The sequence below is a fragment of the Mycobacterium sp. MOTT36Y genome (assembly GCF_000262165.1).
Taxonomy (GTDB): domain Bacteria; phylum Actinomycetota; class Actinomycetes; order Mycobacteriales; family Mycobacteriaceae; genus Mycobacterium; species Mycobacterium intracellulare.
Window position 1 is genome coordinate 4413936 of sequence record NC_017904.1, and the last position, 22767, is coordinate 4436702.

Here is a 22767-nt window from a genome sequence, read left to right on the forward strand (position 1 = left end):
CCCTTCCTTGCCCTACCCTGACCAGGTTTTCGGATATCGGAAACGTATATTGAAATCCCTTGTGCCACTGTTGTTTCAGTGGCCACAATGCGGGGTTTTCTGTCGGTGGCCCTCGATAGTTTGACGGGTATGAGTTCGGGCGGCATCATCGATCGGGACGCGATCAGCGCGGCCTTCGACGCCCTCGATGCCGCCATCGAGGGCGTGGCGGGGCTCAGTTTTGATGCGCTGGCCCCGCGGGAGTGCCTGGCGCTGTTGGAGCGCTGCGAAAAGGCGCGCCGCCGATTGCACGTGCCTGAGCATGCGTTGATCAACCACCTGGCACGCCAGGCCAGCATCCAAGAACTCGGCGCCAAACTCGACCAGGCGATCGCCGACCGCCTGCGGATCAGCCACACCGAGGCCGGCCGGCGCATCAAAGACGCCGCCGATCTGGGCCCACGCCACGGCCTGACCGGTGAACCCTTGCCCCCGGTGTTGGCGGCCACCGCCGCCGCCCAGGCCCGCGGTGAACTCGGTGCTGCCCATGTGGCGGTGATCCGCCGATTCTTTCGCCGCCTGCCCGGCTGGATCGACTCGGCCACCCGCGAGCGCGTCGAAGCCGACCTCGCCGGCCACGCCGCGTATCACCGGCCCGACGAACTCGACGGCCTGGCCCACGTCCTGCAAGATTGCCTCAATCCCGACGGCCTCTTCACCGACGAGGACCGCGCCCGCAGCCGCGGGGTGACCCTGGGCCGCCAACGACCCGACGGCATGTCGGAGTTGCGGGGCCTGATCACCCCCGAACTACGCGCCACGCTGGAAGCCGTGGAGGCCAAACTCGGCGCCCCGGGCATGTGCAACCCGCTTGATGAGATGCCGTGTGTGGATGGCGCGCCCAGCCAGGCCGCCATCGACGGTGATACGCGCTCGGCTACTCAGCGCGGCCACGACGCCTTGTTGGCGGCGCTGCGTGGGCTGTTGGCTTCCGGGGAGTTGGGGCAGCACAACGGGTTACCGGCCTCCATCATCGTCACCACCACCCTGGCCGAGTTGGAGGCCGCCGCCGGGCGAGCCCTGACCGGCGGCGGCACCATCCTGCCGATGAGTGAGGTGATCCGCCTGGCCCGCCACGCGCATCACTACCTGGCCATCTTCGATAAGGGCAAGGCCCTGGCGCTCAACCACACCAAACGGCTGGCCTCCCCGGGGCAACGAATCGTGTTGTACGCCAAGGACCGCGGCTGCACCGCCCCGGGCTGCACCGTCTCGGGTTACTACTGCGAAGTCCATCACGTCACCGACTACGCCACCTGCCACAGCACCGACATCAACGACCTCACCTTCGCCTGCGGCCCGCATCACCGCATGCTCGACCCCGGCGGCTGGACCACCCGCAAAAACACCCGCGGCGACACCGATTAACTCCACCGTCAACAAACGCTATAGTACTGGGTATGGCCACCACGTCAAGACATCGCCCACGGCGCGCCGCGATCTACGCCCGCGTCAGCCTCGACCAGACCGGCGAGGCCACCAGCGTTGGCGGCCAAGAGGAATCGGCCCGCGAGCTGATCGAACGCCGCGGCTGGACGCTGGCCGGCGTGTTCGTCGACAACAGCATCACCGGGACCGGGAAGAAGCACCGGCCGGCGTTCTATCAAATGCTCGAGGCCGTCAAGGGGGGCGAAGTCGACGCTGTGGTGGCCCGCCACATGGACCGCATCGCCCGCAACCCGCGGGAGCGGCTCGAGCTGGTCGAAGCGTGCCGCAACCAGGGCGTCATCATCGCCCTCGTGGAAGGCTCCGACATGGATCCGACGACGGCGAGCGGCCGCATGGTCATCGACGTCCTCGGTTCCGTCGCCGAGATGGAGATCGGGATCAAGTCCGAGCGCCACGTCGCCGCGCTGCGCCGCCACGCCCACAACGGCGGCGTCCCCCACGGCCCGGCCCCGTACGGATACACCACCACCGGCGACGTCGTGGCAGACGAGGCCGCGGTCGTGGCCCGCATCTTTCGGGCGTTCGATGCCGGCGGCTCGCTGCGCTCCATCACGGCCAAGCTGACCGCCGACGGTGTGCCCACCCGCCGCGGCCGGCCGTGGAACGTCCGCACCGTCCGCGACATGCTGACCAACCCGCGGTATGCCGGCTGGGCCGTCTATCGCCGCGAGATCGCCACAGACGGCGACGGTAACCGGATCCGCGGCAAGTGGGAGCCGATCGTGACGCCCGAGGTCTTCGACGTCATCCAGGCGCGGCTGTCCGACCCGTCACGGAAGTCGAACCGCTTTGGGACCGACCGCCGTTACCTCGGATCGAGCCTGTTCGTGTGCGACACCTGCCGCGGCCCGATACAGACCGGCAACGGCGGAAAATACCTCTGCCCCGGGCACCTGACCCGCGAGCACAAGCACGTCGATCGCTACGTGATCGACGTGATCGCTGAACGCTTGGGCCGCAAGGACTTCGCGCGCCTGCTGGCGCCGCCCACCGAGGATATGGCCCCGGTCGTCGCGGAGTCAGAGCGGCTGCGGAAGCGCCTGGCGGTCATCGACGCTGACTACGACCGCGGCGACATCGACGCGAAGCGCTGGAAGGCGGCCAAGCAGCGCGTGCAGGTCGAGCTGGCCGAGGTTGACCAGAAGCTCGCGGCCCGCCGCGGCGGCGCCGCGCTCGGGTCGATCCTGTCCGCCCCGGACCCGGCCGCGGCGTTCCGCGGCGCATCGCTGATGGCACAACGCTCGGCGATCGACGCGCTGGCGGTGGTCCGCTTGCGGCGGGCTGGGCGGGGGCGGCTGCCCGCGGAGCTGTATATCGACCCGACCACGGTCGACGTCGACTGGCGCCGTTGATATTTGCTGTGGTCGCGGGGGTGTCGCCTGCCCGTGTCGGTGGCCCTGCGGTCTACGCTGCGGGGATACCCGGAGTATGCCGCGAGGTGTCGCCCACTGCGCCGTTGCAGTGACAAAGACTAGACAATGCCAACGGCGGTAGCGCATAAAGTGCGAAGCATAACCAAGGCGATCCCCAACACGTAACGCACGCAACGAATTTCCCTTGGTTCCAAGGTAGTTGAAACTTGGTCCGAAAGGCTTACTTCCGCATGTCCATTGCACCCGACGTAGCTAGAGCGCGCGCCCGGGTTGCCGGCTTCCACGCACGACCCGCCGACGACCCCGACCTCATCAACGCCCGCCGCGACCTCGCATACGAACAACTCGCCGAACACATTCGGCGCGTTGTGGACGCCGCACCCCCGGCGACGCCTGAGCAGGTCGACAAGCTCAGCGCGATCCTGGCCGGCGCCGCCTAGCGCGCTGAGCCCCAACCACTTCGGACCCTGGCTGCACCGAATCCCGAAGGAACCCCCGACCGTGACAACCCCACAACGAAAAGCGGCCCCCGTTTCCGAGGGCCGCAATCCCGAGATCGTCTCTCGACATGTGGACCTTCAGTCTAACGCAACAGACGCCTTCCGCGCCAACCTCATCCGAATGGCGCGGAAGGCGGCCAGCTGCCCCGGCTTTTACGAAATCGCCGGCGGCACAGTGCAACGCCTCGCCGACGAGATGCGGCGAGGTGCGGCATGACAGACGTCGCATACGAGAACAACCCCACCCGCAAGGAGCAAGTCGAGGGTTGGCTTTACCCAGAGGATTCCCCGAACCACCCGAACAACAGGCAACGGCCAGCCAGCCGCCGTACACCCATCCCTGACGCGGCCGGCACCGACCAGGCGTACGCCGTCGCCACACTCAACCGGCTCGCCGGCGAAGTCGCCATGGCGCCCGGAGGGGCGATCAACGACACCCTCAACATCAAGGCCCTACGTGCCTACCGGGTAGCCGACGCGCACGGCCTGGACCGCCAAATCGTCACCGACACCATGAAAGACGCAGTGCGGCGCGCCGGCGGCACCGACACCCACAAAGACGAATCAACACTCAGGTCCGCCCGCAACGGCGCCGACAAATACGGCCCCGCCTACAAAGACCCCGGCGACACCGAATACAACGCAACAGACTTCGGATACGGCGTCGGTCGCCCGGTCGCCGCGTCCGACGACACCGCCGAACCTGAGCCCATCCGGTACACCGACTTCGGCGCGCTGCTCAACGGCGGCCTGCCCGACCCGCCCAAACCATCGGTGCTGACCCGCACCGACGAGGTAGCGATCTTCTACCGCGGCAAGCGAAACGACCTCCACGGCGACCCCGAGGACGGGAAAACAATGGTCGCACTCGCGGCCGCCGTCGGGGAACTCCGCAACGGCGGCAACGTCCTATTCCTAGACCTCGACAACAACGGCCCCGAGGAAACCGCGCAACGCCTAACCATGCTCGGCGCCGACCCGGCAGCGCTGGCTGGCCGCAACCGCTTTCGTCACATCGAACCCGCCGACGCCGACGAAACACTCCGGGTGGTCGCCGACTGCGCCGGATGGGCCACGCTGGTGATTGGCGACTGCGTAGGCGAGCTGATGCCGCTATTCAGCGCCAACTCCAACGACACGGACGACTACACCCGCGTCATGCGGATGGTGTCCAAGCCGCTCGAGGACGGCGGCGCGGCCGTCATCTGGCTCGACCACCAAGCCAAGAACCCCGACTCCCGCAAATACGGGGCCAGCGGCACCATAGCCAAACGCCGCGCCGTCAGCGGGGTGTCCATCAACCTGGTGCGCCAGCAGACGTTCACGCCCGGCCACGGCGGTATGGCGGCCCTATGGATAAACAAGGACCGGCCAGGCGGCCTCCGGGCGCACTGCCCGAAGCGCGAAGGCCGGCGGCAGTTCGCGGGCACATTCGTCCTCGACCCGCCGCACCCGGGCACAGGCGTCGCCGACTGGCGCGTAACGACCGACAGCCCCGACGCCACCACATTCGACGTCCAAGCCGAACGCTACTTCGACGCGGCCCGCACGCTCACGGGACCATTCACCGCCGATGACCTCGCGGCCGCTGTCGGAAGCGAGACACCACCGACCCGTTCGCAACGCGAAGCCGCCCGCCGAAACATCGGGCAGCTCACCGAAACCGGACGCCTCGCCGTGGTTGATCCGGGCGGCCGAGGACGTGGCCGCAGCGCGACGTGGAGCGTCTCAGAAAATCACGCGGAAAATCACGCGGAAAATCACGCGGGGTTGTTCTGATGGAAAAACACGCAGAAATCACGAAAATCACGCGGCAGACCAAAAGCGCTGGTCAGAAAATCACGCAAAATCACGCGACTGTTCAAACGGCCCTATCTCCCAAAAAACACGCACCGCGCTACCCCCTAGGGGGTAGCGGCGTGATTTTAGGGGAGGGCTCAGTAAAACCTCCACCGCGAATTAGCGTGTGGCGCGCAGACATTCCCACCGCGCCATGGAACGCGGGGGCCGAATCATGACCGACCGACCGCTTCGCCAGATCGGCCCGCGGCGCGGGCTGGCCAAGACCAACTTCCTGAAAACCCACTGCGTCCGCGGCCACGAGTTCGACCACGACAACACAGGCTGGCAGATAGACGCGGCCGGATACCTTCACCGATGCTGCCGCAAGTGCGCCCGGGACTACCGCCGACCCAGTAAGCAACCGGCGGTGGCCTCGTGAATGAACGGTTCCTGGACGAAACCGACCTCCGGGCGTGTTCGTTCGCGGTGAGTGAGTTGCTGCGGTACGTGCCGAATGCGCCCGCGTCGCTGTGGTTCGTGCGCGACAAACTCGACTACGCGATCGCCAACCCCGATGTCCTCACGAGGACGGAATGCGACTGCGGGGAGCGACAATCGGAGCATGCAGACGAAACGATCGGAACGCGGCTCGCGGCGAAAATCCTCGGACGAAGCCAGAAGTGGGTGTCGCGGCACCGCGACGACCTCGGCGGCCGCCTCGTCGGCGATCGGCTGGTGTTCGACGCCGAACAGGTCCGCGACTTCGCGGCAGAAATGAACGGAGCAGCCTGATGGTTGACATCGACCCCGAAATCGAGAGGCAGCTCGCTGCGCTCGACCCCGCCGACTGGGACGCCCTGTGCGCCCGCGTCCGGCCGCCCGAGCAGCACCCCGACGCCAAGGTGCGCGCCGCAGCCGCCATCCGCGCCCACCGGGCCGCAGCGACCGTCACCATGGTCGCCGGACCTCGCCCGCTGGATTCGTCCGGCCGCGGCCGCCTGACGGTCGGGGCGGCACCCTCTGACCGCGGAAACGCGATTGCCGCCCTCCGCGCCTCTGGCGTGGCCTACGACAACAGCGACGACTAACACCCAACAAGGAGCCATGATGTCTTACCACCGCGATGCCGGCCTGATCCACCGCGCCCGCCAGGCGCTGTCCCGCCTCAACGAGCTGGACGTGAAGCCACCGAAAGCCGTTGCCACCGCGGTCGAAACCCTCGACCGCCTCGAGGCGTTCAGGCTCACGCCGCCCGACGCGCTGCCCGCGGCGATTGTGGCCGGCGCGGAACAGGCCGAGCTGGAACGGATCGCGCTGGCCGACATTGCCGCCGCGCCGATCCGCGACGCGCTCGGCAAGGCCAAGATGGGCGCCGCCGATGCGATACTCGAGGCCATCCACGGCTCGCGCGACGAGATCCACGCCCAGCTCGCGAAGCAGGCAAACGTCGCCATCGAGAAGCTGACAGCAGTTGCTGCGCTTGGCGGTATCCCGCTGGACGCGCTGGTGCGCGCTGGGCGGCACCGTGACGCCGAAGCGGTGGCCTCGGCCGCGGTGACCGAACAGAGCCTCGACAGCCTGTACCGTCTGCGCGACCAATTGCTCTGCCGCGTGGCCGGTTCCCGGTTGTCGATGTGACTCGTTGGCGTGACCCCGCATTCGCCGGGTCCGCCTACCTCGAGGGTTTGAGCCGCGGCGGCAAGCTGTGGTTTCCGAGCTGGGCTGAGGCGACCGGGCGGGCGACCGAGCTGCACGAGGCCCAGCGGGCCGACGAGGCAGCGGTGTTGGCCGCGGCGGGCGGCTAGGCAACATGACTCGGGCGGCCACCTCGCGGGCGCGTGCTCATCCTCTCAGCGGGGTGTGCGCTGCAGCCCTGGTCGCCCAGCTGCCCAGCGGGCGCGGCTGGTTGATCATGGCCGGCCAGCCGCGCCCGGCTGCGGCCCGCACCATCCAGCAAACATTGCCGATCAGCCAGCAAACTATGCTGGCGACGACCATGCGGGGCTGCCATCGAACAGACGTGCGCTACGTTCGCCTCGGTGGGCCGCGCGCGACTCGACGAGCCCGCAGTGTGTCGAACAACAGTGCGAGGGGTGGGGAGGGGACCCCGCCGCTGGTCACGGCGCCCACGGCCGGACTTAGCGTGTGCCTCTGCGTGCATTGCAACGGGAACATTCTTCGCACGCGGGTTCGACGGTGCGCAGCATCGCCATCGCACGAGCATTCGAATCGGGAGGTGAAATGACCGCCGGTGAAGCCCTCCGGGCAACGATGGACGCCGCCCTTGCAGATGCCAGCGAAGGCGATAGCAAAGACTACGAGTGGAGCGAACACGAACTCCATCACCTCGAGGCGGCCTCGCGCGCCGCGGATCGGGTCGAGCTGCTGCAGCGCGCCCTGGACGCCGCCGCGGCCGCGAACGACCCGGCCCTGGCCGTGAAGATTTCGGCCGAACTGCGGGCCTGCGACAAGGCGATCGGTGACCACCTGGCGCGGGTGCAGATCGGCGAGGGTCCGGCGAAGTCTGAACGCCACCAGCGGGCCGCAAACAGCCGCTGGGATTCCGTGCGGAAGGCGCGGGACGAGTCGCGGCTGCGGGCGGTGCGCTGATGGCCCGAGTGAAGCGCAACCAAGCGCGGCCGGCGTCGCCAGAGGATGAGCGCCGGCTGCAGTGGCTGGAAGACCTGATAGCGGATCCGCGTGGGATGCCGCCCAACCTGTACGACAACTATCCGACTTCGACCAAGTATCGGGGTCCACGGTGAGGCTGCAATCACAAAGGGAGACAACAACATGAGCGACGGAGTGAAGCTCGCCTCGGGATTTGTGGAGCTGACGGTCAAGAAGGCCGGCAACGCCATGAAGGAGATCACAGCCGAGATCACCGGCGTCGGAAAGGCCGCGGATAAGGCCGGCCAGCAGGCCGGGAAGGCGTTGAACGACGGAATCACCAAGGGCGTCAAGGATGCTGGCAAGTCCGTCAGCGAGGAGCTGGGCAAGGCAACCAAGACCGCCGAGAAGGTCGGCAAGGATGCCGGCGAAGCCCTGAACAAGGGAGTCAGCAAGGGCGCCAAGGATGCCGGGAAGTCGGTCAACGACGAACTCGGCAAGGCGACCAAGCGGACCGGGGATTCGATCGTCAAGGATTTGGGCTCATCAATCCTCGAGGCTGCCCGCCAGGGCGCCAAGGATGCCGGGACCACGCTTGAAGCCGAAATGGGCAAGGCCGCCGCGAAGGCCGGCCGTGCTATCGGCAACGCCATCGGGGACTCGCCGCTGGGCGGGTGGGTGCGCAGCCTGGGCGTGGACGGCGATCAGGTCATCAGCGTTATGGATGGCATCGGTAAATCCATCACCGGGGTGAAGAACCAGGACATCGGCGGGACGCTGACGGGGATTGGCGACGCGCTCAACGGGATTGGGCAAAGCGACGCCGCCAACGTCTTCGAGAAGATCGGCACCGTGGCCGGGAATGCCCAGCAGTCGTTCAGGGACATCAAGGGCGACATCGAGGACACGGCAACGGGTTTGGGCTTGCTGGCCACCAATTCGCCGAAAGCCGCGAAGGGCCTGGAGTCCATCGGCGCCGCGGCCGGGCCGATCGGTCTCACCGTGACCGCGGCCAAAGAGCTGGACGACGCACTAACGCAGCTCGGCGTGGCGAAATACGCCGAAGTCCCGGGTTCGGCGTTGTGGTTCATGCACCAGCTTTCCAACGGGTTTTCGGGAGTGAAAGATTTTCTCAGCGCCACGCCCTTCGGTGGACCCGACCCGACCAAGGGTGTTCAGCTTCCCGAGAATGTGCACCCGAAGCCGGGCGTGTCAGCGATCCCGCTGCCCGGCTCAGCGCCCGCAGTGGAGGACGGCTACACCGCTGTCACGGGTTCGATGAATCCGTTTGCGGCGCTCGCGCCGCAAGGTAAGCCTGGTGCCGCGCCGAGCGGAAACAGCGGCGGCGCCCCCGCCGTCCCGCTTGTTCAAACCGCTTCCGGCACATGGACATCCCCTAATCCCGCGTGGGCGCACCTGATCGGCCGCGAATCGAGCGGCATCAACCAGCGCCAGGGCATCATCGACGCGAACTCGGGCGGTAACGAGGCCGAGGGACTGTTCCAGATCACCCCGCGGACGTGGGCAGCGCATGGCGGGACGAGTTTCGCGCCGTCGGCGATTGCGGCTACCCCGCAGCAGCAAGCCCAGATCGCGGCGAGGATTTTGCAGTCCAACCCATCTGGTTCGGATTGGGGCGCGGGCTTGCCTGGGCGGGAGAACGCGGCGGCGCTGCTTCAGGGCCTTGTGCCCACGGGGTTCGACGACGGCGGGCCTCTCCCGCCTGGTCTGCAGTTGGTCAACAACGCCAGCGGTAAGCCGGAAATCGTTCTGACGCAGGATCAAGCGAAGAACGCCTTGCAGGGCATTCCGGGCGCCGGGGCGGGGCCTAGCGACACCCCGTTGTCGTCGGGGCAGTCTCCTGGCCCGAACGGAGCCGCCGCCCTGACGGCGTTGACAGGTGCACCGGCGGGCAGCGATTTGCGCACGCAGGGGTACATTCCCGCGGGTGCGGGCGGCGGCGGCCAGGCCGGTACGTCGCTGTGGTCCGGTGCGATGCAGATGGGCGCATCAGCGGTAAATGGCCTCATCGAGCAGGCCGCTTCTGCGGCGTCGACCGCGATCTCCGCCGCCGCGGCGGCCGGCAGCTTCGGCGCCGGCGGCCAGGCCGGGGGCGCCGCCTCGCAGTTCTTGATCGGCGTGGGCACGAAAATGGCCGAACGCGGTGTGCAGTACGGGTTTCAGCTCGCCGGTATCGGCGGCGACGCCCTGGCCGAGATTCTGCTGCCGTTCGGCGTGCCGCGGTTCTTCCAGACAGACCCGTCGCAGTTCATGCCGCAGCTGCCCGGCCAGGCCGCCGCAGTGACCACCGGCGAGAAGGCCGAGCAGCAGCAGGACAACCCGGGTGGCGGCGCCGCGAGCCCGGCCGGCCCGGTGCAGCCGGGGCAGATGCCCGGACAGCAGGTGGTCGGCCAGAGCGTCCCGCTGGCCACCGAGGGCACCGGCAACTTCACGCCGGCACCCGTTGGCGCGCCGGGGCTTTCGCCTTCCGGCGCGACGCCCAGCCTTGCGCCCACCGCCCCGCTGGGGCCGCAGGCCCCGAAGTCTGGCCCGATGGCCCCGCAGCCGGATCAGCCGCCCGTACAGCCGAAGAAGCCGCAGGGTCCGCTGGATTTCGTGCCGCTGGACATGCCCGGAGTGTTCGACGACGGCGGCTGGCTGCAGCCGAACGGTATCGCGGTGAACCTCTCGAACAAGCCTGAGCCGATTCTCAACGCCGACCAGTGGGGAGACATGCACGCCATCGCCGCCCAGGGCATGCCTCAACTGGACCCCAAGGCGGCCAACGGGTACGCGCCGAACTTCAGCGTGAACATCGACAGCGTGACCGTCAAGGACGTCAACGAGTTGCAGCGCGAGATTGATTCACGTCAGCGGCTGCAAATGTGGCGCTACGCCGGAAGGCCGTAGCAGCGCCCTCGGAACAACGAAAACCGCCCCCGGCAACCGGGGGCGGTTTCTCGTATGCGGTGGGCTTATGGTGCGCCGGCCGGCGCGACCGGAGCCGGCGGCGCCGGCGGTACAGCCCCGCACATCGCTTTGAGCATCTCCTGAAAAATCAGGGTGCCCAACGGGTCACGGACAGACACCCGCGGATCCAACGGCACCGCCTGCCCGGCGCAGTCAACCACCGTTCCCGGCACAAATGGTTGCTGGTCCGGGTCGGCATGAGCCGTGGGTGCAGCGACAATGGCAAGGGCGGCGACCGCGGACAGCGCCCACCCGCGGCGGCTCATCGGTTCCGCTCCCCGAGGTACTGGCCCAGCAGCACAGCGCCGAACATGACAGCGGTGATCGCACCGGCGGCGAGGCCGACCGCCGCGGCGACATAGACGGCCCCACAGAAGGTCACGGCGGCGGTCACCGCAACCGCTGCGGCGATGCGTTCGGGCCAGCTACGGCCGATCACAGCGCACGCCCTGCGGGGTGGCGCTGCTTGGCGGCGTCGATCGCGTGGCGTCGTTGCGCAAGGCGTAGCGCGTTGCCGGACTGCATCAGCACCGACGCCGCATCGAACAGCCGGGCGGAATCACCGCACGACCCGATGTCGAAGCCGAGGCTCGCGTACACGTCATACTGGACATCACCAGCCGCGAAGGCGTGCTGTTGCAGGACGGCCTCGGCCCGGCCGGCGGCGAACCTTTGGACGTCGGTCGTGGTGATTTCGGGGATGGTTGGCATTGGGGCGGTTCCCTTTCCGTTGGTGTTCGTTTGCCAACGGCGGAGCTGGGAATGGAAACCACCACCCCACCTCGAACGCGGACAACCCCGCACCAACACCTACCACCACCCCGAAAAACTCCTCCACCACGAACACGACGACGACGAAGAAGCCGACAATCCAGGCGCGGCATAACCCGCGCGTGTTGCGCTAGAGAAGCCGTGCCTGCTCGGGCTCCGGCTCGGCCGGCTCGAGTAGCTGCGGGCCGTTGTTGCGCACGTTGTTGACCAGCGTCGACACCTCACGCGTGCGGATGGCGCGCACGTCGGGCGTGCGGGCCAGCAGTTTTTCGTCGATCGGGGCGTCGGGGTCGAGCCACCGGTCCCAATCGCGTTCGGGCATCACCAACGGCATCCGATCGTGGATCTGCGCGAGCTCCCCGGGCGCGTCGGTGGTGATGATCGTGCAGCTCAGCAGTGGCGACGCGTCCTTGGCCGGCTTCCACACCGACCACAGGCCCGCCATGAACAGCGGCTCGCCGTCCTCCCGGTACATGAAAAACGGTGTCTTGCGGGACTTCTTGCCGACCGCGGCGTCGGAATTGACCCGCCATTCGTAGTAGCCGTCCATCGGGATCAGGCAACGCTTGGACTTGGCGCTGGTCCGGAAGGCCGGCGAGCTGGTGACCTTGTCGGCGCGGGCATTGATCAGCATCGGACCCTTGGTTTCGGGCGCGCCGTCGGCGCCCGCCTTGGCCCACGGCGGCACCAAGCCCCAACGCATCAGCCGCACCCGCCGCGTCGGCTCGTCCTCGGGTTCGGAATGCCGGCTGACGACGGTCGCGATGGTCGAGGTCGGAGCCACGTTGTAGTTGGGCGCGCTCGAATCGGCGTCGGCGCCGGTGGTCTCGTCGATCGCCTTGATCTTCTGGGCCAACAGGGCCGGGTCGGTCGTGACCGCAAACCGTCCGCACATACCTCCATGGTGGCAGAAGCCACGGGACTCCTATGGGTGGCAGAGCCACGGAACTCCTATGGGTGGCAGAAGCCACCGAACTCCTATTGGTGGCAGCAACCGGTGACAGGCGATGATGGACCGGTGAGTACGTGGACGGCCCCCCAGGCACCGCAACCGGTGCACGCGACCGTGACCGTTCCCGGTTCGAAATCGCAGACCAACCGGACCCTGGTGCTGGCGGCGCTGGCGGCCGCGCAGGGCCCGGGGTCCCCGGGCTCGCCCAGGGGAGGCACCCCGACCATTAGCGGGGCACTGCGCAGCCGGGACACCGACTTGATGATCGGCGCGCTGCGCACGCTGGGCCTGCGCGTCGACGGCGACGGGACGGAGTTGACGGTCAGCGGCCGCGTGGTGCCGGAACCGATGGCACAGGTCGATTGCGGCCTGGCGGGCACGGTGCTGCGGTTCGTACCGCCGCTGGCGGCGCTCGCCGAATCGATCGTCGAGTTCGACGGCGACGAGCAGGCCAGGGCGCGGCCCATCGCGCCGCTACTCGACGCGCTGCGCGGGTTGGGCGTGCGGATCGACGGCTCGGGTCTGCCGTTTCGGGTCCTGGGCACCGGCGCGGTCACCGGGGGCACCGTCGAGATCGACGCCTCGGCCTCGTCACAGTTCGTCTCCGGGTTGCTGTTGTGCGCGGCCTCTTTCGCCGAGGGGCTGACGGTGCGGCACACCGGTTCGGCGCTGCCGTCGGCGCCGCACATCGCGATGACGGTGACGATGCTGCGCCAGGCCGGCGTCGACGTCGACGACTCCGTCCCCAACCGCTGGCGGGTGCGACCCGGGCCGGTCGCGGCCCGGCACTGGGTGGTCGAGCCGGACCTGACGAACGCCGTCCCGTTCCTGGCGGCGGCCGTCGTCACCGGCGGCGCGGTGCGCATCACGGGCTGGCCGGCGAACAGCGTGCAACCCGCCGAGCACATCCTGGCCGTGTTGGGCAAGTTGAATGCCGTTGTCACCCAACATGATTCGTACCTGGAGGCGCGCGCCTCCGGGGACTACGGCGGTTTTGACGTCGACCTGCGCGCGGTCGGCGAGTTGACACCGTCGGTGGCCGCCCTGGCGGCGCTGGCGGCCCCGGGCTCGGTGTCGCGCCTGTCCGGCATCGCCCACCTGCGCGGCCACGAGACCAATCGGCTCGCCGCGCTGAGCGCCGAAATCAACCGCCTGGGCGGCGATTGCACCGAAACGCCCGACGGCCTGGTGATCACCGCGACACCGCTGCGGCCGGGCGTCTGGCGCGCGTACGCCGACCACCGGATGGCGATGGCGGGCGCAATCGTCGGGCTTCGGGTAGCCGGCGTCGAGGTCGACGACATCGGCGCCACCACCAAGACGCTGCCCGACTTTCCGCGGCTGTGGGCCGACATGCTGACCGCCCAGGAAGACCGCGGCATGTGAAGCCCGGCGACTACGACGAGTCCGACGTCAAGATCCGCTCCGGCCGGGGTTCGCGGCCGCGGACCAAGACCCGTCCTGAGCACGCCGACGCCCAGGCCGCCATGGTGGTCAGTGTCGACCGCGGCCGCTGGGGGTGCGTGCTGGGCGGCGACGTCGACCGTAGGGTCACCGCCATGCGGGCCCGGGAACTGGGCCGGACGCCGATCGTCGTCGGCGACGAGGTCGATGTGGTCGGCGATCTGTCCGGGCGGACGGACACGCTGGCCCGCATCGTGCGCCGCGGTGAGCGCCGAACTGTGTTGCGGCGCACCGCCGATGACACGGATCCGACCGAACGGGTGGTCGTCGCCAACGCCGACCAGCTGCTGATCGTGGTGGCGCTCGCCGACCCGCCTCCCCGCACCGGGCTGGTGGACCGGACGCTGATCGCCGCCTATGCCGGCGGACTCACCCCGATCCTGTGCCTGACCAAGACCGACCTCGCCCCGCCGGAGCCGTTCGCGGAGCAGTTCGTCGACCTGGATCTGACGGTGGTCGTCGCGGGCCGCGACGATCCCCTGCTCGCCGTGGCGGATTTGCTCGCCGGCAAGATCACCGTGCTGCTCGGGCATTCCGGAGTCGGCAAGTCGACGTTGGTGAACCGGCTGGTGCCCGACGCGGACCGCGCCGTCGGCGACGTGACCGACATCGGCCGGGGGCGGCACACCTCCACGCAATCGGTCGCGCTCCCACTGGCGACGTCGGGCTGGGTGATCGACACGCCGGGCATCCGCTCCTTCGGGCTGGCCCACATCCAGCCCGACGACGTCATGATGGCGTTCTCGGATCTGGCGGACGCCATCGACGACTGTCCGCGCGGCTGCGGGCACATGGGCCCGCCGGCCGACCCCGAGTGCGCGCTGGACACACTGACCGGGCCCGCCGCCCGCCGCGTCGCGGCCGCCCGCCGGCTGCTGGCCGCCCTCAACCACGCTTCTTAGCCAGCCGCATGCCGAGCTCATCCGGCGGCACCAAATGTCCCTCGGCGCACCGAATTTCGACGCCGACCTCGGCACCGCAGCCCACGTGTGTCAGCCGCAGCCGGTGGCGCCCCGGCAGATGATGCCTACCCCACTCGAACATCGCCCACACCACGGGCATGAAATCGATGCCCGCCTGGGTGAGCACATACTCGTCGCGGCTGCGCTGACCGGGCTCCCGATAGGGCTGGCGCCGTAGCAGACCCAGCTCGACGAGCTCGGCCAGCCGCGCCGAGGTGGCGGCCTTGGTGATGCCCACCCGGCGGGCGAAGTCGTCGAAACGCGTGGTGCCGTAGTACGCCTCGCGCATGATCAGCATCGCGGATTTGGTACCGACGACCGCCATCGTCTTTTCGATCGCGCACTCACCCACCGCCGACCAGGCGTCGCGGTCGGCCAGCGGCCCCTGCAGCAGTGTCATCTAAATCACCTCCCCAGCTGGGTTGCTTTCATCATACCGAGGTGTTTATCTGAGTACAGCTTGATATACCCAGATGGACTCGAGGAGGAGCCATGACCCGCGACGCCGTCATCGTCGGAGCAGTGCGCACGCCCATCGGCAAGGGCAAGGCCAGCGGCGCGCTGCACGGTGTGCTGCCCGCCGACCTGCTCGCGCACAGCCTGCGCGAGCTGGTGACGCGCACCGGCGTCGATCCGGCACAGGTCGACGATGTCATCGCCGGCGCCGTCACCCAGGTCGGGGACCAGGCCGTCAACATCGCCCGCAATGCCCTGCTGGGCGCGGGATTCCCGGAGACGGTGCCCGGTGTCACCATCGACCGCCAGTGCGGCAGCAGCCAGCAGGCCATCAGCTTCGCGGCACAGGGTGTGATCGCCGGTGCCTACGACCTGGTGATCGCCGCCGGCGTGGAATCGATGGGGCGCGTCCCGATGGGCAGCCAGGTGTCACCGGGCAGCAACCCGTTCGGCGAGGGGATGGACGCGCGCTATCCCGACGGCCTGGTGCGCCAGGGCATCAGCGCCGAACTGATCGCCGCGGAGTGGGGCTTTTCGCGCACCGAACTCGACGAGTTCTCCGCCGGCAGCCACGAGAAGGCGGCCCGCGCCACCAAGGACGGGCTGTTCGACAACGAGCTCATCCCGATTGCCGGGCTCGCCACCGACGAGATCATCCGCCCCGGCACGACGGTGCAGACGCTATCCGGACTGCAGCCGGCGTTCTACAGCGAGGCGGCCAAAGCCCGCTTCCCGCAGATCAATTGGGAGATCACCCCGGGCAACTCGTCACCGCTGTCCGACGGCAGCGCCGCGGTCATGATCACCAGCAGCGAGGTCGCCCGGAAACTGGGCCTGCGCCCGCTGGCCCGGATCCACACCACCACCGTGGTGGGCTCCGACCCGCTCTACATGCTGACCGGCGTCATTCCCGCCACCGAGAAGGTGTTGTCGAAAGCAGGGCTCACGCTGGCCGACATCGACCTGTTCGAGGTGAACGAGGCGTTCGCGCCCGTGGTGCTGGCCTGGGCGCACGACACCGGAGCCGATCTGGCCAAGACCAACGTCAACGGCGGGGCGATCGCGATTGGTCATCCGTTGGGCGCCAGCGGCGCTCGCATCATGACGACGCTGGTGAACGCTTTGGAGCAGCGCGGCGGCCGGTATGGGCTGCAGACGATGTGCGAGGGCGGCGGCATGGCCAACGCCACCATCATCGAGCGACTGGGCTAGGAGACGGGGCGATGGACGTAATCCGCGCCGCCGCAGTGCAGCTCAGCCCCGTCCTTTACAGTCGCGAGGGCACCGTGGAAAAGGTGGTCGGCAAGATCGCGCAGCTGGCACGCCGCGACGTGCAGTTCGCGACATTCCCGGAAACGGTGATTCCCTACTACCCGTACTTCTCGTTCGTCCAGCGCCCCTTCGAGATGCGACCGGAGCACCTGCGGCTCCTCGACCAGGCCGTGGCGATCCCGTCGCCGGCGGTCGACGCGATCGCCGAGGCCGCCCGTGCGGCAGGCATGGTCGTATCGATCGGTGTCAACGAGCGCGACGGTGCTTCGCTGTACAACACGCAGTTGTTGTTCGACGCCGACGGCACCCTGCTGCAGCGCCGCCGCAAGATCATGCCGACCTACCACGAACGGATGGTCTGGGGCCAGGGCGACGGTAGTGGGCTGCGCGCGGTCGACAGCGCAGTCGGGCGCGTCGGACAGTTGGCGTGCTACGAACACTTCAATGCATTGGCCCGCTACGCCTTGATCGCCGACGACGAGCAGATCCACTCGAGCATGTTCCCCGGATCTTTCGGCGGCGACCTGTTCGCGCGGCAGATGGAGATCAGCGTGCGCAATCACGCGCTCGAGTCGGGCGCCTTCGTCGTCAACGCGACCGCGTGGCTCGAAGCGGATCAGCAGGCGCAGATCATGGCCGACACCGACTGTCCGATCGGACCTATCTCGGGCGGCCACTTCACCGCGATCATCACGCCCCAGGGCGAATACGTGGGTGAGCCGCTGCGCACGGGCGAGGGCGACGTCATCGCTGACCTCGACTTGTCGTTGATCAACACGCGGAAGGCGCTGATGGATGCCGGCGGCCACTACAGCCGGCCCGAAACGCTCAGCCTGCTCATCGATCGCACCCCACGTACCCAGGTACACGAGAGCATCGGACCAGAGGAGGTCGAAAGTGTCTGCGTCTGAAACCAAGTTCGAGGGCATTCGGGTGCGCTACGACAGCGCCAAGAGCTATGACGCGCTGGTCGGCGCGCTGCTCGCCGACATCGGAGAAAGCCCGGTGCCGATCGACGACATTACGACGACGACCGGCGACTGGCAGGAATACGAGGGTCGAATCCAAAACCACGCCGGCCCAAGTGGATTCATGTTATTCGGCACGGTCGACCACGGCGCCTGGATCACCAAGGCCGGCATCGACCGCAAGGCGTTGCGCGTCATCCTCGGCAACCCGCTGATCGCCATCACCATGCTGCGCCACGACGTCAAGGCCGGATTGTTCGCCCCGGTCGAGCTGTTGGTCGCCGACGAGGGCGACGATGGCAGCAGCGTGACCTACGTCAAACCGTCGTCGCTCATGGTCGTCGAGCCCAATCCCGAGTTGCTCAGCGCCGCTGAGCAACTCGACGGCAAGCTGGCGGCCCTGGCCGAAAAGGTGGCCGGCGGCTCCTGACGACCCAAATTCGCTGACGCCCGTCATTGACGGGCGTCAGCAATTGGCGTACCGTGCCTGCATGGCGTCGGCACGCGCAGCATCCTCGGCCAACTCCGCAGCCGCGAGCGTCCGGGAGGCCCGGCGGCTCGAGACGCGGGCGCGCCTGTTCGACGCGGCGTTGTCCGAGATCTCGCAACGCGGGTTTGCCGCCGCCGACGTCAGCGCCATCGCCGCCGCGGCGGGCGTGGTGAGGGGGACGTTCTACTTCCACTTCCCCACCAAGGAGCACGTCCTTATCGAGGTGGAGCGCAACGAGGAGACCCGGATCATCAGCGAACTCGGCGATGCCACGGGCGATCTGGCCTCGGTGCTGTCGCAAGTTGTACAGCACGTTCTTCGTGCCGAACGCCGGCTGGGCGACGCCGTTTTCCGGGACATGCTCGGGTTGCATTTCTCCTCGACCCGTCCGGTCGAAGACGAATTGATGCAGCATCCCCTCGCCCAGTTCCTGGTGGGCGTGATCGGCCGGGCCCAAGACGAGGGACAGGTGCCCGCCGACGCCGACCCGGCGGAACTCGGAACGTTCTTCCTCACCGGGCTTTTCGCGCTGCTGTCCACCGGAGCGCACGACGAAGCGCTGTTAAGCCGTTACGTGACAACGATTGTCAAGGGAATGGAGAAACGATGAATCGTACGGGCATCGAGGGCTACCGGGACTTCCTGGCCCGCCGCGACGGCGAGGCCGACCTGCTCAACAGGCGGCTGGCGAACCGAGAGCGGTTCTTCGGCGAACTCGAGGCCAACCCCGTCCGGTCGGCCCATCCCGCCGACCGACAGACGTTCCTGCGCAACCTGCGCCGCCGGCGACCGGAACCCGGCCTGGACCCCAAAATGCTGTTCCTGCTGGCGACCGCCAAGCTGAATCAGGCCGAGCGGTTCGGCGTGGGACTCGGCGAAACCTATGGGCGTAACAGCGACGAAAGCCTGCCGCCCGAGAACGTCTACCTCGAACTCGAGGAGCACTACCACACGCGGCTGCTCGCCTACGCGCTGGACGTCTTCGATCTCACCTTCCAGGTTGTGCCCCCGCCTTTCGTGATGCGCCAATTCGTCAAGACGGGCGTATTTCTGCCCGAACGGCTCGGCTTCCTGTTCGTCGGGGCCGCAGAGATGGCCGGCTGCATCATGTTTGACGAACTGCGCCGCGTCGGCGGAAGGCTCTTCGCCGACGAACCCGATGTTGCCCGGCGAATCGAATTGCTCTACAGCGAAATTCTCACCGACGAAATCGGCCACGTCGGCTACTGCGCGTCACGCTGCACCTCCGCGGAGCGGGCGATCATGCGCCGCATCTACCCGTACATCGGGCGGCTTTTCGCGCGGCAGACCGCGGAGATCAGCCTCCTCGTCGACAAGGAGGCGTTGGCCGCGCGGCTCGACCGGCCCTTCGACGTCGACGAACTCACCGCCGACCTGGGCAACGAAACGTACCTCGTCACGCACCCCTGACGACGCCCGCGGCGAGCGTGCACTCAGGGCGATAAGCCAACGAAATATTCGCCGCCAGAACACGTTCGGCGAGAAGCTCTAGAGAGCCCCTAGGCGGCGAGGCCATCGTCAACACTGCGCGCGACGGCCGCGCGCTTCCCGCGCCGCCAACCGCGCACGGCGGCGATCGCGGACTTCAAACCGCGGCGGCGGCCGGTGGCCGGATCGGTACCCAAAAAACCCGGCTCGAGTTCGTCGAACATCCGCTCGCTGCGGGTCTCCGGGGCGTTGTCGGCGTCGTCGCGCAGGTACTTGTTCGGCAGCGACAGCTTGGCCAGCGTGCGCCACGTCTTCGCGTACTGGAAAAGGAAAGACCCTGTGGTGTAAGGCAAGTCGTACTTGTCGCAGACCTGACGCACCCGCAGCGAGATCTCGTGCAGCCGGTTGCTCGGCAGATCGGGATACAGGTGGTGCTCGATCTGGTGGCACAGGTTGCCGCTCATGAACCGCAGGGCGGGGCCGGCCTCGAAGTTGGCGCTGCCCAGCATCTGGCGCAGATACCACTGACCCTTGGTCTCGCCGATCATGTCGGTCTTGGTGAATTTCTCTGCGCCGTCGGGGAAATGGCCGCAGAAGATCACCGCGTTGGCCCACACGTTGCGAATCACGTTGGCAAGCGCGTTGGCCTTCAGCGTGGACATGTAGGTGGCTCCGGGTGACAACGAGGTCAGCGCGGGGAACGCCACGTAGTCCTTGAACACCTGCCGCCCGGCCTTGGCCAGGAACTCATCGACCCGCTCCCGGGCTTCGTCGTTGTCCATGCGTCGCTTGGCGATCTTGCCGAGCTCCACGTGCTGCAGGCCGACGCCCCACTCGAAGAGGAGCGCCAGCAGGGTGTTGTACACCAGGTTGAAGATGTTGAAGCGCTTCCAGCGCTGGTCGCGGGTGACGCGCAGCAGGCCGTAGCCGACGTCGTCGTCCATCCCGAGGATGTTGGTGTACTTGTGGTGCACGAAGTTGTGGGTGTAGCGCCAGTGCTTGGACGACCCGCTCATGTCCCACTCCCACGTCGAGGAGTGAATCTCGGGGTCGTTCATCCAGTCCCACTGCCCGTGCATGACGTTGTGGCCAATCTCCATGTTCTCGACGATCTTGGCCACGCCCAGCGTCACCGTCCCCGCCCACCAGGCCGAGCGCCGCGAGCTGGCGGCCAGCAACAGCCGGCCGGTTACCTCAAGCGCGCGCTGGGCCGCGATGGTGCGGCGGATGTAGCGAGCGTCCCGCTCGCCGCGCGAGTCTTCCACGTCCTGGCGGATGGCATCGAGCTCAACGGCCAGGTTTTCGATATCGGCGTCCGTCAGATGGGCGAATACGTCGACGTCACTGATCGCCATCGTCGTCATCTCCCTGCGGTCGTTTGTTCGGTACTAGACCTACGCTATCGTAACCTACGAATCCGTAGGTTACCTGTGAGTAGCCTTTAAATGTCGAGCACGCAATCGCCGGACGCGGCCGACACGCAGGTCTGCACCCGGGTCCCCGGGTCGTGCTCCTGGCCGGTCCGCAGGTCACGGACGTGGCCCTCCACCAGGCCGACCACGCAGGACTGGCAGATACCCATGCGGCACCCGAACGGCATCTGCACGCCGACGCTCTCCCCCGCATCCATCAACGACGTCGCGGCGTCGGCGGCGACGGTGCGTCCGCTTTGCGCGAAGGTGACCGTCCCACCCGCACCGGCGGGCGCGGCCTTGGACACCGCGAACCGCTCGAGATGCAACCGCTCGGCGATGCCCGCGGCCGACCACACGCGCTCGGCGGCGGTGAGCAGGCCCTCCGGCCCGCAGGCCCAGGTCTGGCGCTCGCGCCAGTCCGGCACGTCGGCGTCCAGCGCGGACAGGTCGAGCCGGCCCTGGGTGCGCGTCTCGCGCAGCTGCAACCGATAGCCCGGGTGGTCGGCCTGCAGCGCGGCCAGCTCGCCGCGAAACATCACGTGCGATTCCGTGGGGGCCGAATGCAGGTGGGCGATGTCACCGATTTGGTTGCGGCGCACCAGGGTTCGCAACATCGACATCACGGGCGTGATCCCGGAGCCGGCGGTGAGGAACAGGATCGAGGCGGGTGCGGGGTCGGGCAGGACGAAGTTGCCCTGCGGCGCGGCCAGCCGGACGACGGTGCCCGGTTCCACGCCGGCCACCAGGTGCGACGAGAGGAAACCCTCCGGCATCGCCTTAACGGTGATGGTCACGGTGCGCGCCGAACCGGAGCGCGCGGGCGTCGCCGCCGGGGTCGAGGTCAGTGAATACGACCGCCAGCGCCAGCGCCCGTCCATCAGCAGTCCGATGCCGATGTACTGGCCCGGCTGGTAGTCGAAGTCGAAGCCCCAACCCGGCTTGATGACCAGGGTCGCGGAATCCTCCGTCTCGCGACGCACCTGCAGGACGCGTCCTCGCAGTTCGCGCGCCGACCAGAGCGGATTGGCCAGGTGCAGATAGTCGTCGGGCAGCAGCGGCGTCGTGATGCGCGCGGCGAGCTTGCGCAGGGCGTGCCAGCCGGGATGCCGGTCGGCACCGGCGACCACGGGCCGCTTGGTGTCGACGACGTTGCCCGCGATCGATGGGTTCCGTTTGCCCAGAGGAAGCTCCTGCTCACGACGTGGCGCTTTAATTACGCTCACATTGTGATCGATTCTGTGTGCTTCACGAAACCTACGGTACCGTAACCTACGGTGTCGTAGCTAGCGCTAGGGGCGGGAATGCCTCACAGCGTCACATCAACTCCAGCAAAAACGGCAGCTCCTGGTTGGCGTACCAGGCCAAGTCGTGGTCTTGCGCGTCGCCGACGATCAGCTCGGCGTCCTCGTCGCCCAGGTCCGCGGCGTCGACGGCCTCGATGGCCCTGGCCACCGCCTCCTCGGCAGCCGCGTTGTCGACGTACGCGGCGATGACGTCCTCGATCGGGACCGCGCCGGGCAGCCTGACGACGGCGTCGTCGAGGTCGGGACGGTAGGTGACCCCGGATGCGTCGAAGTCGACGTCGGCGGCCAGCACCGCGCGGCGCGGCGGCCGGGAATCCGAGGGCGCTTCGCCCGCCAGCAGGCGCAGAGAGGCCAGCGCCGCCTCGCGCAGCGCCACGTCGGCGAGCTCGTCGTCGTCGCCCGCGGCGTAGGCCTCGCGCAACTTTGGCGTCAGCGCGAACGCCGTGCCGCTGACCGGGCGCAGCGAGCCGTCGGCGACGAGCTGCTGCAGCATGGCCAGCGTGGCGGGGATGTAGACGACGGTCATGTCGGCTAGATCGGC

General features: G+C 68.0%; 24 protein-coding genes and 2 pseudogenes. 19 read left to right on the forward strand and 7 right to left on the reverse strand.

What is annotated here, in order from left to right; all coding sequences use genetic code 11:
• Positions 1-129 precede the first annotated feature (129 nt).
• From W7S_RS20070 to W7S_RS20115, 11 genes and pseudogenes are all read left to right on the forward strand, one after another.
• Positions 130-1404: pseudogene (locus W7S_RS20070) on the forward strand (HNH endonuclease signature motif containing protein); the annotation flags it as partial.
• Positions 1405-1439: 35 nt separating this feature from the next.
• The gene (locus W7S_RS20075; protein WP_014712247.1) at positions 1440-2840 is read left to right on the forward strand and encodes a recombinase family protein; all 1401 of its coding nucleotides are present in this window, start codon (positions 1440-1442) and stop codon (positions 2838-2840) included.
• Positions 2841-3091: 251 nt separating this feature from the next.
• On the forward strand, positions 3092-3301 hold the full coding sequence (locus tag W7S_RS20080) for a hypothetical protein (protein ID WP_014712248.1): 210 nt from the start codon (positions 3092-3094) through the stop codon (positions 3299-3301).
• A 273-nt stretch (positions 3302-3574) separates the two neighbouring features.
• On the forward strand, positions 3575-5140 hold the full coding sequence (locus W7S_RS25720) for a hypothetical protein (protein WP_014712249.1): 1566 nt from the start codon (positions 3575-3577) through the stop codon (positions 5138-5140).
• A gap of 235 nt (positions 5141-5375) precedes the next feature.
• Positions 5376-5582, forward strand: a complete 207-nt coding sequence (locus W7S_RS20090) for a hypothetical protein (RefSeq protein WP_148277773.1) — start codon at positions 5376-5378, stop codon at positions 5580-5582.
• Positions 5579-5935: a hypothetical protein gene (locus W7S_RS20095; RefSeq protein ID WP_014712251.1), complete on the forward strand. Its 357-nt coding sequence runs from the start codon at positions 5579-5581 to the stop codon at positions 5933-5935. The genes W7S_RS20090 and W7S_RS20095 overlap by 4 nt, the downstream gene beginning before the upstream one ends.
• Positions 5935-6231: a hypothetical protein gene (locus W7S_RS20100; protein WP_014712252.1), complete on the forward strand. Its 297-nt coding sequence runs from the start codon at positions 5935-5937 to the stop codon at positions 6229-6231. The genes W7S_RS20095 and W7S_RS20100 overlap by 1 nt, the downstream gene beginning before the upstream one ends.
• A gap of 19 nt (positions 6232-6250) precedes the next feature.
• Positions 6251-6781, forward strand: coding sequence for a hypothetical protein (locus tag W7S_RS20105; RefSeq protein ID WP_148277774.1), 531 nt, complete (start codon positions 6251-6253; stop codon positions 6779-6781).
• Positions 6778-6948: a hypothetical protein gene (locus tag W7S_RS27210; protein WP_168160325.1), complete on the forward strand. Its 171-nt coding sequence runs from the start codon at positions 6778-6780 to the stop codon at positions 6946-6948. The genes W7S_RS20105 and W7S_RS27210 overlap by 4 nt, the downstream gene beginning before the upstream one ends.
• Positions 6949-7339: 391 nt before the next feature.
• On the forward strand, positions 7340-7753 hold the full coding sequence (locus W7S_RS20110) for a hypothetical protein (RefSeq protein WP_041298008.1): 414 nt from the start codon (positions 7340-7342) through the stop codon (positions 7751-7753).
• A 183-nt stretch (positions 7754-7936) separates the two neighbouring features.
• Positions 7937-10663, forward strand: coding sequence for a transglycosylase family protein (locus W7S_RS20115; protein ID WP_014712292.1), 2727 nt, complete (start codon positions 7937-7939; stop codon positions 10661-10663).
• Between the two features lie 322 nt (positions 10664-10985).
• Here the strand turns inward: W7S_RS20115 and W7S_RS27215 are convergent, their stop codons facing one another.
• Together W7S_RS27215 and W7S_RS20120 are read right to left on the reverse strand one after the other, a co-directional pair.
• Positions 10986-11162: a hypothetical protein gene (locus tag W7S_RS27215; RefSeq protein WP_168160326.1), complete on the reverse strand. Its 177-nt coding sequence runs from the start codon at positions 11160-11162 to the stop codon at positions 10986-10988.
• Positions 11159-11434 carry a hypothetical protein gene (locus tag W7S_RS20120; protein ID WP_014712256.1) on the reverse strand — a complete coding sequence of 92 codons (276 nt, stop codon included), beginning with the start codon at positions 11432-11434 and terminating at the stop codon, positions 11159-11161. The genes W7S_RS27215 and W7S_RS20120 overlap by 4 nt, the downstream gene beginning before the upstream one ends.
• Before the next feature lie 37 nt (positions 11435-11471).
• Here W7S_RS20120 and W7S_RS27900 point away from each other — a divergent pair.
• Positions 11472-11609 (forward strand): annotated as a pseudogene (locus W7S_RS27900) (hypothetical protein); the annotation flags it as partial.
• A 15-nt stretch (positions 11610-11624) separates the two neighbouring features.
• Here the strand turns inward: W7S_RS27900 and W7S_RS20125 are convergent.
• Positions 11625-12389: an SOS response-associated peptidase gene (locus W7S_RS20125; RefSeq protein WP_014712257.1), complete on the reverse strand. Its 765-nt coding sequence runs from the start codon at positions 12387-12389 to the stop codon at positions 11625-11627.
• 123 nt (positions 12390-12512) lie between these two features.
• Here W7S_RS20125 and aroA point away from each other — a divergent pair, with 123 nt between their 5' ends.
• Positions 12513-13832: a 3-phosphoshikimate 1-carboxyvinyltransferase gene (aroA, locus tag W7S_RS20130; protein WP_041298011.1), complete on the forward strand. Its 1320-nt coding sequence runs from the start codon at positions 12513-12515 to the stop codon at positions 13830-13832.
• Positions 13829-14812: a ribosome small subunit-dependent GTPase A gene (gene rsgA / locus W7S_RS20135; RefSeq protein ID WP_014712259.1), complete on the forward strand. Its 984-nt coding sequence runs from the start codon at positions 13829-13831 to the stop codon at positions 14810-14812. Before aroA ends, rsgA begins: the two co-directional genes overlap by 4 nt.
• On the opposite strand, the gene W7S_RS20140 is transcribed toward rsgA, so the two are convergent.
• A complete protein-coding gene (locus W7S_RS20140) occupies positions 14796-15272 on the reverse strand; it encodes a helix-turn-helix domain-containing protein (RefSeq protein ID WP_014712260.1) in 477 nt (158 codons plus the stop codon). The genes rsgA and W7S_RS20140 overlap by 17 nt on opposite strands.
• A 92-nt stretch (positions 15273-15364) precedes the next feature.
• Here W7S_RS20140 and W7S_RS20145 point away from each other — a divergent pair, with 92 nt between their 5' ends.
• From W7S_RS20145 to W7S_RS20165, 5 genes are all read left to right on the forward strand, one after another.
• Positions 15365-16540, forward strand: a complete 1176-nt coding sequence (locus W7S_RS20145; RefSeq protein WP_014712261.1) for an acetyl-CoA C-acyltransferase — start codon at positions 15365-15367, stop codon at positions 16538-16540.
• Between the two features lie 11 nt (positions 16541-16551).
• On the forward strand, positions 16552-17511 hold the full coding sequence (locus W7S_RS20150; RefSeq protein ID WP_008259741.1) for a carbon-nitrogen hydrolase family protein: 960 nt from the start codon (positions 16552-16554) through the stop codon (positions 17509-17511).
• On the forward strand, positions 17498-17998 hold the full coding sequence (locus tag W7S_RS20155; RefSeq protein WP_008259742.1) for a DUF302 domain-containing protein: 501 nt from the start codon (positions 17498-17500) through the stop codon (positions 17996-17998). The genes W7S_RS20150 and W7S_RS20155 overlap by 14 nt, the downstream gene beginning before the upstream one ends.
• Positions 17999-18059: 61 nt before the next feature.
• Positions 18060-18668 carry a TetR/AcrR family transcriptional regulator gene (locus W7S_RS20160; RefSeq protein ID WP_014712262.1) on the forward strand — a complete coding sequence of 203 codons (609 nt, stop codon included), beginning with the start codon at positions 18060-18062 and terminating at the stop codon, positions 18666-18668.
• A complete protein-coding gene (locus W7S_RS20165; RefSeq protein WP_008259744.1) occupies positions 18665-19489 on the forward strand; it encodes a hypothetical protein in 825 nt (274 codons plus the stop codon). The genes W7S_RS20160 and W7S_RS20165 overlap by 4 nt, the downstream gene beginning before the upstream one ends.
• A gap of 89 nt (positions 19490-19578) precedes the next feature.
• Here W7S_RS20165 and W7S_RS20170 read toward each other — a convergent pair whose 3' ends face one another.
• The 3 genes from W7S_RS20170 to W7S_RS20180 all read right to left on the reverse strand — a co-directional run bounded on the left by W7S_RS20170 (position 19579) and on the right by W7S_RS20180 (position 22752).
• Positions 19579-20862 carry a fatty acid desaturase gene (locus W7S_RS20170; protein ID WP_008259745.1) on the reverse strand — a complete coding sequence of 428 codons (1284 nt, stop codon included), beginning with the start codon at positions 20860-20862 and terminating at the stop codon, positions 19579-19581.
• Positions 20863-20948: 86 nt separating this feature from the next.
• A complete protein-coding gene (locus W7S_RS20175) occupies positions 20949-22103 on the reverse strand; it encodes a ferredoxin reductase (protein ID WP_036429592.1) in 1155 nt (384 codons plus the stop codon).
• A 133-nt stretch (positions 22104-22236) separates the two neighbouring features.
• Entirely contained in the window at positions 22237-22752 is a 516-nt protein-coding gene (locus tag W7S_RS20180) for a hypothetical protein (RefSeq protein ID WP_008259748.1), read from the reverse strand.
• Between the last annotated feature and the right edge of the window lie 15 nt (positions 22753-22767).